The following is a 15,500-nucleotide window of genomic DNA, read 5'->3' on the forward strand; positions in this document are numbered from 1 at the left end:
AACCCCTCTCTGTAGCCCATAGTAGGGGTACAACCGCATAACCTCACATCGGCAAATGCGGGCCCCATGCCACCGAACGGGCTGGTTTTAGCACCACACTGGTCAGCTCTCTCATAGGTAACGACCGTACGGTTGGATGCGGGGGTAAATCACCCCCTGACGTGGCCTTTCCCACACCTTCCAGGCGAGTTCTTGGTGCCTGTCCGCGCCGCGCTCTATTGTTATGCGCAGTATCCTCGTCTCGCCCTTCAGCAAGGAGCTCTTTGCGTGTCTGACACCGCCGCTACAGCTAGCCCTGCCACTGCCCCAACCCACCCCGTTGATGTTGTTCCGCCTGCGCCCAAGTTAGCGGCGCTAGGTCTGCAGCATGTCCTCGCTTTCTACGCTGGCGCGGTCATCGTGCCGCTGCTCATCGCCGGTTCTTTGGGCCTTGATGAGGCCACCACGATTCACCTCATCAACGCTGACCTGTTGACCTGTGGTCTGGCGACGTTGATCCAAGCGGTGGGCGTCGGCAAGCACATCGGCGTCCGCCTTCCCATCATCCAGGGTGTGACCACCACGGCGGTGAGCCCCATCATTGCCATCGGCATGAGCGCTGGTGACCAGCCACTGCCCACGATCTATGGTGCGATTATTGCTGCCGGTATTTTTACCTTCTTCGCCGCGCCGGTCTTTGGACGAGTACTCAAGTACTTCCCGCCGATTGTCACCGGCACCGTGCTTCTGGTCATGGGTACGTCGCTGCTGGCGGTCTCAGCAAATGACTTTGTCAATTACGCTGACGGGGTCCCGGCCGCGCGCGATCTGCTCTATGGTTTCGGCACGCTGGCCATCATCATTGTTGTGCAACGCTTCTTCCGCGGCTTCCTGGGCACGCTGTCCGTGCTGCTTGGTTTGGTCATCGGTACTGGCGTGGCCTTCGTGCTGGGCGATACGTCCTTTGACGGCGTGCGTGAGGCCGATGCCATCGGTATGACTACCCCCTTCTACTTCGGTATGCCGAAGTTCGACATCATGGCGATTCTCTCCCTCATCATCGTCATGATCATCACCATGGTGGAAACCACCGGCGATGTCTTCGCTACCGGTGAGATTGTGAAGAAGCGCATCAAGCGCGATGACGTGGTGCGCGCCATTCGCGCCGATGGCCTCTCCACCACCCTGGGCGGCGTGATGAACTCCTTCCCCTACACCTGCTTCGCGCAAAACGTCGGCTTGGTTCGCCTCACCGGCGTGAAGTCCCGCTGGGTGGCTGTATCGGCAGCCGGTTTCATGATCATCCTGGGCCTGCTGCCCAAGGCCGCAGCGATCGTTGCGGCTATTCCCTCCCCGGTGCTCGGCGGCGCCTCCCTCGCATTGTTTGCCAACGTTGCCTGGGCTGGCCTGCAGACCATCGCGAAGGAAGACATTAGTGATGGCCGCAACGCGGCCATCGTCACCACCGCGCTGGGGCTAGCCATGCTCGTCACGTTCAAACCGGACGTGGCCACCGCCTTCCCGGAGTGGGCGCAGATTTTCGTCTCCTCCGGAATGTCGATCGGCGCTATCACCGCGATCCTGCTCAACTTGCTGTTCTTCCACGTCGGCTCGCAGTCTGGCGATGATGTCAGCCGTCTCGACGGCGCCGGCGTCTCGCTCAAGGAGCTCAACGAGATGAACCGCGATGGCTTCGTCAGTGCGCTGCGCCCGCTCTTCAACAACGAAACCTGGCCGCTCGAAGCCGCCTGGGAGCTGCGCCCCTTCCAGGATGTCAGCCAGCTGCGCGAAGCAATCCAGGTCACGGTCCTCACCGCCCCGGGCGAGCAGCGTCGTGCCCTGATCCACGACTACCCGGCGATGGATGAGCTACTGCTTGCCGATTCCGACACGGTCGCCACCATCTCCGCCGACCGCGGTTCCTTGGCCTTGGATGACCTCGATGACGTGCAGACGCAGCAGCTTATCGACGTCTCACAGGCCTACCGCGAGCGCTTCGACATGCCGTTCGTGGCATACCTGGACACCAATGACTCGGCCGATCGCGTGATCGATGCGGGCGTGCGCCGCTTGTCCAACTCGGATGAGCTGGAGCAGCGCGTGGTCTTGAGCGAAATCATCGAGATTGCCAATGACCGCTTCGATATCCTCCTTGCGGACGCTAACCCGGTGCGAGCTTACTGGGACCGCAAGTTCACGGAGGTGGAATGAACATAGTTCATTCCACGTACGGGGGACACTCGACGTGAGGACTAGCTGAACTCCATGGTGACCTGGGCCTCGGGGTCAACGCCACGGATGATGCCCTCATAGAAATTGCGAGCTTGGTCCTGCAGGAGCTCGCGGTTGTCGTCGATGTCCTCGCGCTTCTTATCGGCGCTGAGGACATCCGACACTGTAGATGCGGCGTCGATCGGCTGGGTGGTCCAGCTGAGCACGCCGTTGTTTTCCACGGCGGTCTTAAACTCTTCATCGGAATGCCCAATGAAGATGAAGTCCGGGATGTGGACAGTGTAGGCATGCTCGCCGGTCTCAGTGACGCGAACGTCCTTGCCTTCGATACCGAGCTTGGCTTTATAGGAATACTGCACAAATTGTGTTCGGCTAGTCCACGGAACCTTCACGCCTAAGACCTGACCCACGGAAGATTTCTCCGCCAGCCCCTGGATACCCAGGCTGAGCAAGACCACCTGCTCTTCGCGCTGGACAGCCTTAACGACCTGCGTGTTGGTTGACTGCACCGGCGCGGTATAAACCTCGTGCGGCTGGCGTACGGCATACACACCCAAGCCAGCGCAAGCGAGTGAAAGAAGCACCACAATCGCGATAAGTGTGGTGCTCAGTTTGCGGCTCGTCATACCTACCTACAGCTGGAACTGCTCAACAACTTCAGTGCGGCGCTTGTGCTCCATCCAGAAGGACAGGAATGGAACAACACCGGCAAGCGCCGTGGTGAAAAGCTTGCTTACCGGCCACATGGCACGCGGACCAAGGACCAGGATGGACACGAGGTAGACCATGTAGGCCACGCCATGCGCTTGGGCGATGAGCGTAGCCCAGGATGGCATCTCCATCCCCACGCCGTATTGCAGGATCATGCGCGCGACGAGAATGAGAAGGAAAATACCGGTGATAGTGGCGGCAATGGAAAAGAACTTCAGCGGGCCACGGATACGCGCCTGACGGTCAGGATGGACAGCGTTGTTGACTGAGTTGCTCATTAATACTCCTCTTCAGTGCCGCGACGGCGGCGCTGCTTGTTCATAGCGTTGAAGGTGTCCACATCAATCTGCGGGCGAGGCGGTAGGAAATCTTCGTCGATTTTAGTCGCGGTGTGCTCCTTGGCCGCGCGCACGCTCTCTGCCTCATACTGAGCAGGCTCTTCTCCCCGTTCGAGGGCTTCGTTCTCGGCATCGATTCGCTCATTCTCGTAGCGCATGGCAGTGCGGTAAGCGTACACAACAAATACCGCGAACAGCGGCCATTGGAAGGCGTATCCCAAGTTCTGGAAGGTTCCTGAACCGGAGCGGAACCGCGTCCATTGCCAATAAGCAAGGAACAAAAAGAGCACGACGAAGAGCACGATGATGACGATGTGCCACCATCGAACCTTCATCCGCTTTTTCGGTGCTGGGTTGGTGCTCACTCTCAACAGCCTACCCACCACGCCCAGAAAAGTGGATTTCCGTCTATGGCCTGCCGCCCTGTAGGCTAGTGACCGTTGCGCAGAGCAAAGAGTGCTCCGCAGTGACTAAACCCGCGCCCGTGGCGGAATTGGCAGACGCGCTAGATTTAGGTTCTAGTGTCTTATGACGTGTGAGTTCAAGTCTCACCGGGCGCACATATTCAGACCCCGCACGGTTTCCGTGCGGGGTCTTGTCGTCACAGCGCCCGGCAAGCCAGCCCAGCTCGCGGATGCCGGGCTTGCAGTAATGGCTTGGCTGTTGCCGGGGCTTGCGGTCATGGCCCGGCGGATGCTTAGGCTTGGCGGGCTAAGGCTGCCAGAGGTTCGCGCAGCTGCGCCAGCGCGCGCCCGCGGTGCGAGACTGCGTTCTTCTCCTCTGGAGACATCTGCGCGGCGGAACGGGTTTCGCCCTCGGGCTGGAAGAGAGGATCGTAGCCAAAACCATTTTCTCCCTGTGGGGTGCTAAGCAAGGAGCCTGGCCAACGGCCTTCCACCACATGTTCCTGCCCATCCGGGGTCACCAGCGCGCAGACCGACACGAAGGCGGCCGCGCGGCGCTCGGCGGGCACGTGTGACATCTGCCCCAGCAGCAGGCGGTTATTGGCTTCATCGTCGCCGTGGCCGCCCGACCACCGGGCAGAGAGCACGCCCGGCATGCCGTTGAGTTCTTCCACCGCGAGGCCAGAATCATCCGCGATCGTTGCCAACCCGGTGTGCTGCACCCCGGCGCGCGCCTTAATCAACGCGTTGTCAGCAAAGGTGCGGCCATCCTCCACAGGCTCCGGGTAGGCCTCCACTGCGGACAGCGGGAGCAGCTCGATGCCTGCGATGCCGGCATCAGCGAGAATCTTCTCCAGCTCCTTGAGCTTCTTGGCATTATTCGAAGCGACGAGGAGCTTTACCATCCGAGGGCCGCCTTTTGAGCGTCGATAAGCTGGGTGCAGCCGGCTTGGGCCACGTCCAACATGTCATTGAGCTCCGCGCGGCCGAACAGGCCGTGCTCACCGGTACCCTGAATCTCGACGAAGTCTCCGCCCTCCTGCATCACCACGTTGAGATCAACCTCCGCGCGAGAGTCCTCCTCATAGGGCAGGTCGAGGCACACGTGACCATCGATGATGCCAACGGAGACAGCAGCGATCGGATCCAGCAGCGGCTCGCCCGGGACGACGCCCTCCTCCTTGAGGTAGGCAATCGCATCAGCCAGCGCCACATACGCGCCGGTAATCGACGCCGTGCGGGTACCGCCGTCGGCCTGCAGCACGTCGCAATCCAGCTGGATGGTATTCTCCCCCAGCTCGGACAGGTCCACGGCGGCGCGCAGGCTGCGGCCCACCAGGCGGGAGATCTCGTGGGTACGTCCCTTGACCTTGCCCTTCATCGACTCGCGCGGCATGCGGTCGTGGGTGGCCGCAGGCAACATGGCGTACTCGGCGGTCAACCAGCCCTCGCCGGAGTCCTTCTTGAAGCGCGGCACCCCGAATTCCACGGAAGCCGTGCACATGACTCGGGTATTGCCGAACTCCACCAGCACCGACCCAGCCGGGTTGGTGGTGAAATTGCGGGTAATGCGAACGCTACGGAGTTGGTCGAGCGCGCGACCATCAGCACGAGTGAAATCAGTCATGCCCACTACCCTACCGCGCGTGCTAAAAGTCAAGCTCCATCCCGGCGGCGCCGACGACGATCTCTCCGTCGAACTCGCGGGCAGCGGCGGCATATGTTGCGGCGACATCGCCCCACGGCTGTAGGTGAATGAGCACCAGTTTCTTTACCCCTGCTTCGCGCGCCAGACGCCCGGCTTCTGCCCCCGACATGTGCATGTCCGGGGCCTTGTCTTCCGAGGTCTCGCCCCATGCGGCCTCACAGAGGAAAACATCCACGCCCTGGGCAGCCTCAACGAGCGCGGGCGTATAGGCCGAATCCGCGGAATAGCACAGGGTGGCGCTGGTCTTGGTGTGCTCCACCCGCAAGGCATATGTCTCTACTGGGTGAACTGTGCGGAAGGGGGTGATATAGACATCGTCGACAAGCTGGCGTTCCCGATCCACCCACGGGCTGAACGCAAACGTATCGCTCATATCATCCACCCCGTCCGGAGTATCCGAGGACAGCCGGCCCAGGTGGGTCTCAGTCGTCGACGGCCCGAGGCAGAAATTGCGGGAGGCCGCGGGTGCTGTGGGGTGGAAGCGGCGCCACACCATCAAAGACGGAAAATCCAGGCAGTGATCGGCATGGAGATGAGTTAACGCCACGTGTGCATCGCACGGATCCTGGAGTTCCTGCAGGCGTGCAAGCGTACCCGGGCCCAAATCCATGATGATGGACGGAGCAGAGGGGAAAGACAAGAGATAGCCAGAGGCCGGATTACCCACAGTGGGCACCGAGCCGGAACAGCCTAGGATGGTCAGCTTCATGCGTTCAATAGTTCCACGAAACAATGGGGGATGCGGGATTTGGGTCGATTGTACATCCTCACCCGCTCTAAATCTTGGGCCCCAGGAAGCGCGCGGCTAAACGCTCGAAGGTGGCGTGGTCGCCAGTGGACTCGAAACTACGTGTGGGTACCTGCCCTACTGGGGCCAGCATGTCCGTGTTGGTGAGGATGCGCAGGACATCCTTCGCAGTCTCCTCCGCCGAGGACACCAAGGTGACGTTATCCCCAATAGCAAGCTGGATGACGCCCGTGAGCAGCGGGTAGTGTGTGCAGCCAAGAACGAGCGTGTCGACGCCCGCCGACTGCAGCGGCGCGAGGTAGCCCTCGGCCACACCAAGAATCTGACGCCCGGCGGTAATGCCGCGCTCAATGAAACTCACGAAGTCCGGGCACGCCACGGCCGTGCACTCAACATTCGGGTTGACGGCGAACAAATCCTGGTAGGCCCCGGAGTTAATGGTTCCCTTCGTACCAATCACGCCGATCTTGCCGTTGCGGGTGGTGGCGATGGCGCGGCGCACGGCCGGGCGGATGACCTCCACGACCGGAATGGCATAGCGCTCGCGGGCATCGTGTAGGAAAGCGGCCGTGGCGGTGTTGCAGGCGATCACCAGCATCTTGCAGCCGCGCTCCACCAACTCGTCGGCGATGGCGGTGGACAGCTCCCTCACCTCGGCGATGGGCCGCGGGCCATAGGGGGTATGGGCGGTATCGCCGATGTAGATGATGGATTCGTCGGCAAGTTGCTCGATGATCGTGCGAGCGACGGTCAGGCCGCCCACACCCGAATCAAAAATCCCGATCGGAGAGGTTGCGTCAGGCATTAACGCATCGCTCCCCGAGGCGTGGGCTTGACCTTCTTAATCGGGTCATCTGAGGTGATCACCATTCCCGCGACGATGCCACCAATGGCGCCGAAGAGGTGGCCCTGCCAGCTGACTCCTTCATAGATAGGCAACACGCCCCAGATAAGACCGGAATAGGCAAAGCCCAGCCCCACGCCGACGAGAAATTGGCCCAGGGAACGGTTGAAGATTCCCCGGACGATAAGGTAAGCCAACCAGCCGTACACCATGCCCGAGGCACCGATATGCGAGGTCCCCGGCCCGCCCAGCAGCCACGTGCCCACGCCGGCGATGAGCACCACGATGATGGTGACCTCCCACCATGCCTTGCGGCCCGACAAGCCAATCAGGAAACAAAAGATCGCACCAGGCAACGAGTTTCCGATGAGGTGCTCAAAGTTCGCGTGGAGTAGCGGAGCGGTGAAAATCCCCCAGATGCCATTAAAATCCAGTGGGCGTATGCCGTATTGACCCAGCTCGCTGCCAAAAAACAGGAAGTTGATGATGTGGATAACCCACTCAACGACTAGGAAGCCCACCGTTAAAGACGCTGCCGTCTTCAGGCGTCCAGCCCGAGTGTAATTCTTCGAATCCCCCGTGTTGAGAACAGTCTGCTGCCCCGCCCCGGGGGCTGCCGGGCGGGGCCGGAAGGGGTTGGGCCCATGCGAATGCTGCTGGCCAAAAGGTCCACTCGTCGTCATAATGACTCCAACTTTAGCAAGCGCGCAGCGAGGAATACGCCTCCAAACCCAGCCCCGGGGTGGCGCTCACCACAGCCTCGACGATGGCTGCCTCCACTGCGTCGGCAGCGGCGGCGCTTAACGACGCCAACTCCGCAGCGCCGATCCCCTGCTCCGCAGGTTGTGTTCCGGAGGCGGCGGCAAAAAGCGTATCTCCATCCAGTGGAGAATGCGCCGGGCGAACCGCCCGGGCAATGCCGTCGTGGCCCGCTAAAGCAAGACGTTTTACTTGGGCCTTGGTTAACGGGGCGTCGGTCAACACCGCGCCAATGGTGGTGTTTAGTTGAGAAGCCTCTGCGAAAGATTCAGCCAGGCTGCGGGCCGCGGCAAACCGCTTAGCGTCCACGGCCGGCGCGTCCGGTGCGCCAAACAAACGCCCAGTCTCAGCATCAATCACCTGCCCCACCGGGTTGGCTACAACAACCGCGGCGACGGTGAACGGGGAGACATCGATAAGCACGGTCCCCACCCCACCTCTGATCTTGCCTGCGCAGGCGCCGGTGCCTGCGCCCACGCTGCCGCTCGTAGCGTCGTGCCCTGCCAACGCGGCGCGTAGAGCCGCCTGACCATCTGCCGCCGTGGGGCGCTGTGGGCCAGCGAGCAGATCAAAAATGACCGCGCCTGGCACGATGGGTACGCGGGGGCCGGGGCTCTCCTCCCCAAAGACGGGGAAACCAATTCCCGCTTCCTCAAGCCCGCGCATGACACCATCCGCTGCTGCCAGCCCAAAGGCCGAACCGCCTGCAAGGACAAGAGCATGAACGCGCTCAACCGTGTTGTGCGGCTCCAGCAGATCCGTCTCGCGGGTGCCGGGGCCTCCGCCGCGCACATCGACGCCAGCCACGGCACCTTGTTCACCGCAGTAAACGACGGTGACGCCGGTGTCCTCACGCGTGACGTGACCGACAGAAAAGCCCATGTCGGGGAGAGTCTGCACGGTGCTAATCCATGATGACGTCGAGCAGCGAATCCTGGCAGAACGCCAGCCATTCCACGAGCGTATCGCGGTCCGCTCCAGGGGTATCCTCCGGCACGTCCCCGGCGGCGATGAAGAGGCGCAGGTCATTGAGCCCTGCGAGGAAGGCATGTGCTTCTTCCTCGCTGATAGCCACCTCTACCCCGCCGGTGGGCCCCAGCGCGGTGTTAATCACTTGGAGGTTTTCCAGCTTGGCGCGCGCGATGTCATTTTCGTGCAGCGAACGCAGCAGTGAATTATCGCCGTCGAACTCTTCATCCCCTGCCTTCTTGAAGTCGGGGAAAAGGCGGGCCAGCGATGGATCCTCCGGTGCTTCGGTGTGGCCGGTGGGCATGTCGAGCATGTCCGCCAGCTCATCCTTGGGGGCCGATTGTGCGCGGGCAATGATGGCCTCGGAGACGGTTGCGGTGAGATCACCTAAAACTTCGCGCTCCATGGGCTCGAAAACAGTCGTGTATTTCGCGCCACGCATGAAGGACTTTTTCTTTTTCCAAGCCTGCATACTCTTATCCTGCCTGCTGCATCGTGGCCCACAGGCCGGCGACTTGCAGTTTCTTCACATCGGCTTCGACTTTGTCACGCTCACCTGAGGAGACTGCCGCCTTACCTTCGGTATGGACTTGCATCATCAGCTCGTTGGCGCGCTTTTTGTCATAACCTAAAACGGTCTGGAACACGTAGGAGACGTAGCTCATCAGGTTGACTGGATCATCCCAGACAATGCACATCCACGGCAGGTTTTCGCTCGTGGCGACGTCGACGTCAATCGCCTCATCCAGCTCCGGGGTGGCCATGGGTGAACTCATCACCACGCCCGCGGACGTTTCGTTGTGCGCTTTCATGCCCTCTACACTAGCTAAAATTCTCCGCGTCGCGAGCAGTTATACTGTCAGCGACCCTTAACCTGATTATCGTTTCCAGGTGGCATCAATGAATTCTTTCTCCCTTCCCCCAGCCGTTGTTGACATTCTCACGGGACGCCAACCGGCGAAGGAGGATGTCGTCCTCCTCCTGCAACGAGTGCTGACCGTGCTCGTTCTCGGCGGCACGCTCGTGGCTGCTGTGCTGAGCTTGACCAACCCCTCCGACGACGGCAGCTCGACGGATGCGGATCCCCCGACGTCGGAGGCGTGCGACTACGAGCTTCCCGACGTTCCCGTCCAACGCCAGCTCGAAACCATCCAAGAGGAGCTGATAGGTGCGCTCAACACCTGGCGCAAGGAAGACGGCCAAGCCCCACTGGTGCCCTGGATCGACCGCCAAACCGCAGCCCGCGAAAAGGCAGAGTGCAACGCGGTGACCAAGACGCAGGAGCCATCGGAAGAAAATGTGCAGATGGTTCAGCACCACCTGCCCGTGGACAAGGCCAGCGCATATGAATTCGTCGAGGCCTTCCGGGCCTCCCCCGACCACGTGGCCGCCCTGCGGGATCGCCGGATGACCACCGCGGCCGTTGGCGTGGCTTATAACGACGGCGAGGTGTACGTCGTCATTCAGCTTGAGGAATAGAACAGCTGATTTTTTAGGACGCCCTGAGTAGCATCTTCGATGTGACTACTACCTCAGATACCGTCCGGGATGCCGGAAACGACCCTGCAGATCGTTCCACGGCCCTTCTTACCGATAAGTACGAGCTGACCATGCTGCAAGCGGCGCTGCGCGATGGCTCTGCGCACCGCCAGGTAGCCTGCGAAGTTTTTGCCCGCCGCCTTCCCAACGAACGGCGCTACGGCGTTGTTGCCGGCACCGAGCGCGTTCTCCGCGCTGTCCGGGACTTCCGTTTCACCGCCCAGCAACTGGCGGAGATGGACTTCCTGGATGCTCCAACACAGGAGTACCTGGCCAATTACCGTTTCTCCGGGCAGATCGATGGCTACCGGGAAGGCGAGCTGTACTTCCCCAACTCGCCACTGCTGACCGTGCGCGGCACCTTCGGTGAGTGTCTCATCCTGGAAACCGTGATCCTCTCCATCATGAATTCCGATTCCGCAGTGGCCTCCGCGGCCTCCCGTATGGTGGTTGCCGCGGACGGCCGTCCCATCATTGAGATGGGCTCGCGCCGCACGCACGAATACGCTGCGGTGACTGCTGCCCGCGCCGCCTATCTGGCAGGCTTCCAGGCCACCTCCAACTTGGAGGCCGGCTACCGCTATGACATTCCGGTCTCCGGCACCGCGGCGCACGCGTGGACGCTGGCACACGTCAACGAGGACGGCACCCCGAACGAGGAGGCCGCCTTCCGCGGGCAGATCGAAACTCTCGGCGTGGATACAACCCTGTTGGTGGATACCTATGACATCACCAAGGGCGTGGAAACCGCCGTCAAGGTGGCCGGACCCGAGCTGGGCGGCGTGCGGATCGATTCCGGCGATTTGGCCGCGGTCACCCGCCGTGTGCGCAAGCAGCTCGATGATTTGGGCAACCACAACACCAAGATCGTGGTCTCCTCCGACCTGGATGAGTTCGCCATCGCCGGTCTGCGCGGCGATCCCGTCGACGTCTATGGCGTGGGCACCTCGGTGGTCACCGGCTCGGGTGCCCCGACTGCTGGCATGGTCTACAAGGTCGTCGAGGTCGATGGCCATCCAGTGGCCAAGCGTTCCTCCTCGAAGAAGTCGCAGGGCGGGTCAAAGCGCGCCCTGCGCACCTACCGCTCCTCCGGGGTGGCCGTCGAGGAGCTCGTGCTCCCCTTCTCCTCCGAGAACCCAGAGACCGGGACGCTGCGCACCCGCGAGATGACGGTGCCGCTGATGCGCGACGGCGAGATCCTCGACAATCTGCCTACCCTCGAGGAATCCCGCGAGTACCTGGCCCAGGCCATCACCACCCTGCCGTGGGAGGGCCTCGCACTCACCCGCGATGAACCCGCGGTTCCCACGCGCTTTATCGGCTTCGACGCTTAGGAAGTACGCGGGAGAAGACCGACTACACTGGCACCAATGCAGGACACAACGGTTGACCTCCTTGACGCCGCAGTCTCCGCCCTCGGCGGCTCGCGGCGCCCCGGCCAGGTGCGCATGGCGACGGCCGTGACCACTGCGTTGGAGAAAGAGCGCCACCTCGCCGTGCAGGCAGGAACAGGCACAGGTAAGTCCTTGGCCTACCTTGTGCCTGCCTTCCGCCACGCACAGGAAACCGGTCACACCGTCATCGTCTCCACCGCCACGCTGGCGCTCCAACGCCAACTGGTGGAGCGGGACCTTCCACGTCTGGCCGAGGCCCTCGAGCCGCACCTAGAAAAGAAGCCGACCTTCGCCATCATGAAGGGCCGCTCCAACTACGTCTGCCTCAACAAAGTCTCCCGCGCCGCTGAGCTTGAGGACGAAGACGCCTTGCTCGACGAAGACGCTGTTTCCCACCTCGGCCGCCACGTCCAGCGCGTCTACGAGTGGGCGGACGACACCGAGACTGGTGACCGCGAGGACTTGGAACCGGGCGTGCCAGACTTAGCGTGGCGGCAGGTATCCGTCACCTCGAACGAGTGCCTCGGTGCCACGCGCTGCCCGCACGGCGAAGACTGCTTCGCGGAGCTAGCACGACGCCGCGCGGCCGACGTCGATATCGTCGTCACCAACCACGCCCTGCTCGCCATCGACGCGGTGGCGGATATCAATATCCTGCCCGAACACGACGTCGTTATCATCGACGAGGCCCACGAGCTGGACGGCCGCATCACCTCGGTTTCTACCGCCGAGATCACCGGGCGCGCGCTCAAGATGGCGGCCAGCCGCGCCAAGTCCCTCGGCGCCAACGGTAAAGACCAGCGGCTGAGCGAGCAAGCCAACGAACTGAGCCAACTGCTCGCAGGGTTCGCACCGGGCCGCTGGACCGACCTTCCAGAGGAGGCCAAGCAGCAACTCATGGGCCTAGCGGATACCCTGGCCGATTGCCGCGAGACCATTGCCCGCACCCCCGAGGGCGAACAGGCCCAAGACCCGGAAAAGTTCGCCGAGCGCCAGAACCTGGCCAACCACCTCGCCAGCCTCGTCGAGGCCATCGCCCGCATCCTCGATGTCTTCGCCACCGGTGACCCCGCAGCACACGCCGACGTGGTGTGGCTGGAGCGCGATGAGCGCACGCTGAACGACACCCTGGCCGTCGCCCCGCTCTCTATCGCCGGCATGCTGCACGAAAAGCTCTTCGGCGAGCATACGGTCGTGCTCACCTCCGCCACGCTGGCCCTGGGCGGGCGCTTCGATGCCATGGCTGCGCAGTGGGGCCTGCCGAAAGGCACGTGGGACAGCCTCGACGTGGGCTATCCCTTTGACCCCGCGCGCAGCGGCATCCTCTATACCGCAGCACACCTGCCGCAGCCGGGCCGCGATGGGCTGAGTCCCCAAACCCTCCAAGAGATCCGCGAGCTCATCATGGCCGCCGGCGGACGCACGCTCGGGCTCTTCTCCTCGCGGCGGGCCGCGCAGCAGGCAGCCGAAGAACTCAAGCCCACCATCCCCTTCGACATCTACCTCCAGGGCGAGGATTCCATCGGTGCGCTCGTGGACAAGTTTACGAAGAACGAAAACTCCTGCCTCTTCGGCACGCTCACGCTCTGGCAGGGCGTCGACGTGCCGGGACCCTCCTGTTCCCTGGTCCTCATCGATCGCATCCCCTTCCCCCGCCCGGATAACCCACTCATGCAAGCCCGAACCGAGGCTGCAAAGGCGGCAGGGCGCAATGGATTCATGGAGGTTTCCGCGACACACGCGGCGCTGCTCATGGCCCAAGGCGCGGGCCGCCTGCTGCGCTCCACTGCGGACCGCGGAGTCGTCGCCGTGCTCGATAGCCGCCTAGAGACCAAGCGTTATGGCTCTTACCTGCGGGCCTCCATGCCGCAGATGTGGCCGACGAGCGACCCGCAGGTCGTGCGCGGGGCGCTCAAGCGCCTGGTCGAGGCCCGCTAGGGGCGAGGCAGCGCGCAGACCGTGGCTGAGTCCGGGGCGACCTCGGTGAAACCTGCGTCATGCACCACCACCGCATCGGGGCGCGCGCACGCCGCGGCAAAATCCGCTGGGGCAATCTCGCGCACGGACAGCGCGAAATCCTGCGCCGCCCAACCTTCTACTTCCTCAACGCTCATCGCCGCGGCCAGCAACATCGAGCCGTGTCCCACCTGCGCGGCGGCCTTTCCGGCGCTCATGGTGAGGGAGGCGTCGATGTAGATCACGGGGGCGTCGGCAAGCGCGGGGCCCGGGGCATCCTGGGGGAGATCGGTATGGCCGATCTGCAGCTTGGCGACGAGCGGATGCACGTCCTGTACCGCCGAAGGAACGAACACTCGCGCGCGGTCAGCAACCGTGACCCCAGGCAGAGCCTGGACATCGCGCCAGGCCTTGTTGCGGGCGCGGCGCGCCACCTTGCGGATGCGGTGCCCATACCACTGCCCCAAGGCCTCGGCGAAGGCCCCATCTTGCCCGGCCCGATCGTCGAGGCAGAGCTTGACGACGCCCCTCGCCGCCGCTTCCAGCACCTCCGTGCGCGCCGGCGGGTCCTGCTTGGGCAGGTTGAGCGCTATCTGCATCGCCTGGATGGTCTCGGGCTTATCGGGATCCTCGGGATCATCGCGCCAGTTGCGCTCACTGCACGCATCCACGAGGCGCCGATGGGCCTCGCGGAGGTTATTCACTAGCGACTTCCTCCATGGGGATGCCGAGAATCTGCAGGATTTCGTCCATGTAGGGGTGGTTAACAGAGGCATCTGCCACCTCGCGCAGGGCGGGCTTGGCGTTGAAGGCAATGCCCAGGCCGGCAGCGGAAATCATGTCGATATCGTTGGCACCATCGCCCACAGCAACGGTCTGCCGCATGCTCAGGCCCGAATCCGCAGCGAACTCTCGCAGGAACATCTCCTTGGCCTTGCGGTCCACCACGTCCCCGATGACCCGGCCGGTGAGCTTGCCGTCCTCGATTTCCAGGGTGTTGGCGCGCACGTAGTCAAGGTCGAGCTCTTTAGCTAGATCCTCGAGGACCTGAATGAAGCCGCCAGACACCACCGCAACCCGGTAACCCATGCGCTTGAGCGTGCGGATGGTGGTGCGCACGCCTGGGGTCAGACGAATATCGTTGGCGGTTTCCTTAATGACCGATTCCGGCAACCCGGCCAGGGTGGCGACGCGCTCGCGAAGAGACTCTTCGAAGTCCAGCTCACCGCGCATTGCGCGCTCCGTGACGGCGGCAACCTCTGCCTCCTTGCCAGCGTGAGCGGCCAGCATCTCGATGACCTCGCCGGTAATGAGAGTGGAGTCGCAGTCAAAGCAAATGAGGCGCTTCGAGCGGCGTTGCAGGCCGGAGCGTTCGATGGCGATGTCCACGCCCTGCTCCGTGGCCAAGCGGGCCAACATGGCGCGAACAGGGTCAGAAGAGCCATCGATCGTGATGTAGAGCTCCAGGCCGTTGAGCGGATAGGTGGACAGGCCGCGGATGCGGTCGATGTTGACATCGAGATTGGCCAGCTCTTTGGCGATGGCCGACATGTGGCTTGCGTTGACTTGACGGCCCAGCACCACGACGACGTGTGTCGAGCGCGGGCGGGAGGTGGCTTCCTCCTCCCGGGGCTCCACGGTGATGGACTGCGCATAGATGCTCAACGTGTTGCGCAGCCCCTGCTCCATGGCCTCCAGACGCGAGGCGCTGACACGGATGTACGCGGAGAGGGAGATGCGGCCGGAGAAGATGGCCTGTTCGGCGTCGACAAGCTCGACGTTATGGGAGCTAAGAACGCGGAAGAAGGCGGCAGACACGCCTGGTTTATCGGGACCTGAGGCGGTGACAACGGCGAAAACTTGTTCACTTTGATTATCCACGGGCCTCATTATCGCACACCGCGATCCTGGAATCTTCA

17 protein-coding genes and 1 tRNA gene are annotated in these 15,500 nt (G+C 62.6%); 5 read left to right on the forward strand and 13 right to left on the reverse strand.

The annotated features are described in order from the left end of the window. Positions 1-267 precede the first annotated feature (267 nt). On the forward strand, positions 268-2,190 hold the full coding sequence (locus HMPREF2526_RS06890) for a solute carrier family 23 protein (protein WP_070546628.1): 1,923 nt from the start codon (positions 268-270) through the stop codon (positions 2,188-2,190). A gap of 41 nt (positions 2,191-2,231) precedes the next feature. On the opposite strand, the gene HMPREF2526_RS06895 is transcribed toward HMPREF2526_RS06890, so the two are convergent. The 3 genes from HMPREF2526_RS06895 to HMPREF2526_RS06905 are packed head-to-tail and all read right to left on the reverse strand — an operon-like array spanning position 2,232 to position 3,595. Next, complete coding sequence (locus HMPREF2526_RS06895; protein ID WP_070546629.1) at positions 2,232-2,837, reverse strand: hypothetical protein; 606 nt, start codon at positions 2,835-2,837, stop codon at positions 2,232-2,234. Positions 2,838-2,843: 6 nt separating this feature from the next. Continuing rightward, positions 2,844-3,200, reverse strand: coding sequence for a DUF3817 domain-containing protein (locus tag HMPREF2526_RS06900; RefSeq protein WP_070443384.1), 357 nt, complete (start codon positions 3,198-3,200; stop codon positions 2,844-2,846). Next, on the reverse strand, positions 3,200-3,595 hold the full coding sequence (locus HMPREF2526_RS06905; protein WP_049155743.1) for an SURF1 family protein: 396 nt from the start codon (positions 3,593-3,595) through the stop codon (positions 3,200-3,202). The genes HMPREF2526_RS06900 and HMPREF2526_RS06905 overlap by 1 nt, the downstream gene beginning before the upstream one ends. A 143-nt stretch (positions 3,596-3,738) precedes the next feature. On the opposite strand from HMPREF2526_RS06905, the gene HMPREF2526_RS06910 reads away from it, so the two are divergent. Continuing rightward, positions 3,739-3,820: transfer RNA gene (locus HMPREF2526_RS06910), tRNA-Leu, on the forward strand. 137 nt (positions 3,821-3,957) lie between these two features. Here the strand turns inward: HMPREF2526_RS06910 and rdgB are convergent. The 8 genes from rdgB to clpS form a co-directional block, all read right to left on the reverse strand. Next, positions 3,958-4,569 (reverse strand): RdgB/HAM1 family non-canonical purine NTP pyrophosphatase, encoded by a 612-nt coding sequence (gene rdgB, locus HMPREF2526_RS06915; protein ID WP_070546630.1) that lies wholly within the window; start codon positions 4,567-4,569, stop codon positions 3,958-3,960. Next, positions 4,563-5,291: a ribonuclease PH gene (rph, locus tag HMPREF2526_RS06920; protein WP_070516105.1), complete on the reverse strand. Its 729-nt coding sequence runs from the start codon at positions 5,289-5,291 to the stop codon at positions 4,563-4,565. Before rph ends, rdgB begins: the two co-directional genes overlap by 7 nt. A 22-nt stretch (positions 5,292-5,313) precedes the next feature. Further along, entirely contained in the window at positions 5,314-6,081 is a 768-nt protein-coding gene (locus tag HMPREF2526_RS06925; protein WP_070516107.1) for an MBL fold metallo-hydrolase, read from the reverse strand. Between the two features lie 67 nt (positions 6,082-6,148). Further along, positions 6,149-6,925 (reverse strand): glutamate racemase, encoded by a 777-nt coding sequence (gene murI / locus HMPREF2526_RS06930; protein WP_070546631.1) that lies wholly within the window; start codon positions 6,923-6,925, stop codon positions 6,149-6,151. Next, the gene (locus HMPREF2526_RS06935) at positions 6,925-7,647 is read right to left on the reverse strand and encodes a rhomboid family intramembrane serine protease (protein ID WP_198531311.1); all 723 of its coding nucleotides are present in this window, start codon (positions 7,645-7,647) and stop codon (positions 6,925-6,927) included. The genes murI and HMPREF2526_RS06935 overlap by 1 nt, the downstream gene beginning before the upstream one ends. Positions 7,648-7,660: 13 nt before the next feature. After that, complete coding sequence (locus tag HMPREF2526_RS06940) at positions 7,661-8,605, reverse strand: P1 family peptidase (protein WP_070516112.1); 945 nt, start codon at positions 8,603-8,605, stop codon at positions 7,661-7,663. 22 nt (positions 8,606-8,627) lie between these two features. Beyond that, complete coding sequence (locus HMPREF2526_RS06945) at positions 8,628-9,164, reverse strand: DUF2017 domain-containing protein (RefSeq protein WP_070516114.1); 537 nt, start codon at positions 9,162-9,164, stop codon at positions 8,628-8,630. Positions 9,165-9,168: 4 nt separating this feature from the next. Then, complete coding sequence (gene clpS, locus HMPREF2526_RS06950) at positions 9,169-9,504, reverse strand: ATP-dependent Clp protease adapter ClpS (protein WP_049155733.1); 336 nt, start codon at positions 9,502-9,504, stop codon at positions 9,169-9,171. A gap of 88 nt (positions 9,505-9,592) precedes the next feature. Between clpS and HMPREF2526_RS06955 the strand changes: the two genes are divergently transcribed. From HMPREF2526_RS06955 to HMPREF2526_RS06965, 3 genes are read left to right on the forward strand one after another with little or no spacing between them, the layout of a single operon-like run. Continuing rightward, positions 9,593-10,171, forward strand: a complete 579-nt coding sequence (locus HMPREF2526_RS06955) for a spore germination YkwD domain-containing protein (protein WP_070546634.1) — start codon at positions 9,593-9,595, stop codon at positions 10,169-10,171. A 41-nt stretch (positions 10,172-10,212) separates the two neighbouring features. After that, positions 10,213-11,565: a nicotinate phosphoribosyltransferase gene (locus HMPREF2526_RS06960; RefSeq protein WP_083295538.1), complete on the forward strand. Its 1,353-nt coding sequence runs from the start codon at positions 10,213-10,215 to the stop codon at positions 11,563-11,565. A gap of 36 nt (positions 11,566-11,601) precedes the next feature. Next, positions 11,602-13,563: an ATP-dependent DNA helicase gene (locus tag HMPREF2526_RS06965; protein ID WP_049155728.1), complete on the forward strand. Its 1,962-nt coding sequence runs from the start codon at positions 11,602-11,604 to the stop codon at positions 13,561-13,563. Here HMPREF2526_RS06965 and HMPREF2526_RS06970 read toward each other — a convergent pair. Together HMPREF2526_RS06970 and serB are read right to left on the reverse strand one after the other, a co-directional pair. Then, complete coding sequence (locus tag HMPREF2526_RS06970; RefSeq protein WP_070509768.1) at positions 13,560-14,285, reverse strand: peptidyl-tRNA hydrolase; 726 nt, start codon at positions 14,283-14,285, stop codon at positions 13,560-13,562. The genes HMPREF2526_RS06965 and HMPREF2526_RS06970 overlap by 4 nt on opposite strands. Next, positions 14,278-15,471, reverse strand: coding sequence for a phosphoserine phosphatase SerB (gene serB, locus HMPREF2526_RS06975; RefSeq protein ID WP_070516116.1), 1,194 nt, complete (start codon positions 15,469-15,471; stop codon positions 14,278-14,280). Before serB ends, HMPREF2526_RS06970 begins: the two co-directional genes overlap by 8 nt. Between the last annotated feature and the right edge of the window lie 29 nt (positions 15,472-15,500).

Source organism: Corynebacterium sp. HMSC070E08 (assembly GCF_001808895.1).
In the GTDB taxonomy this organism is placed as follows: Bacteria; Actinomycetota; Actinomycetes; order Mycobacteriales; family Mycobacteriaceae; genus Corynebacterium; species Corynebacterium hiratae.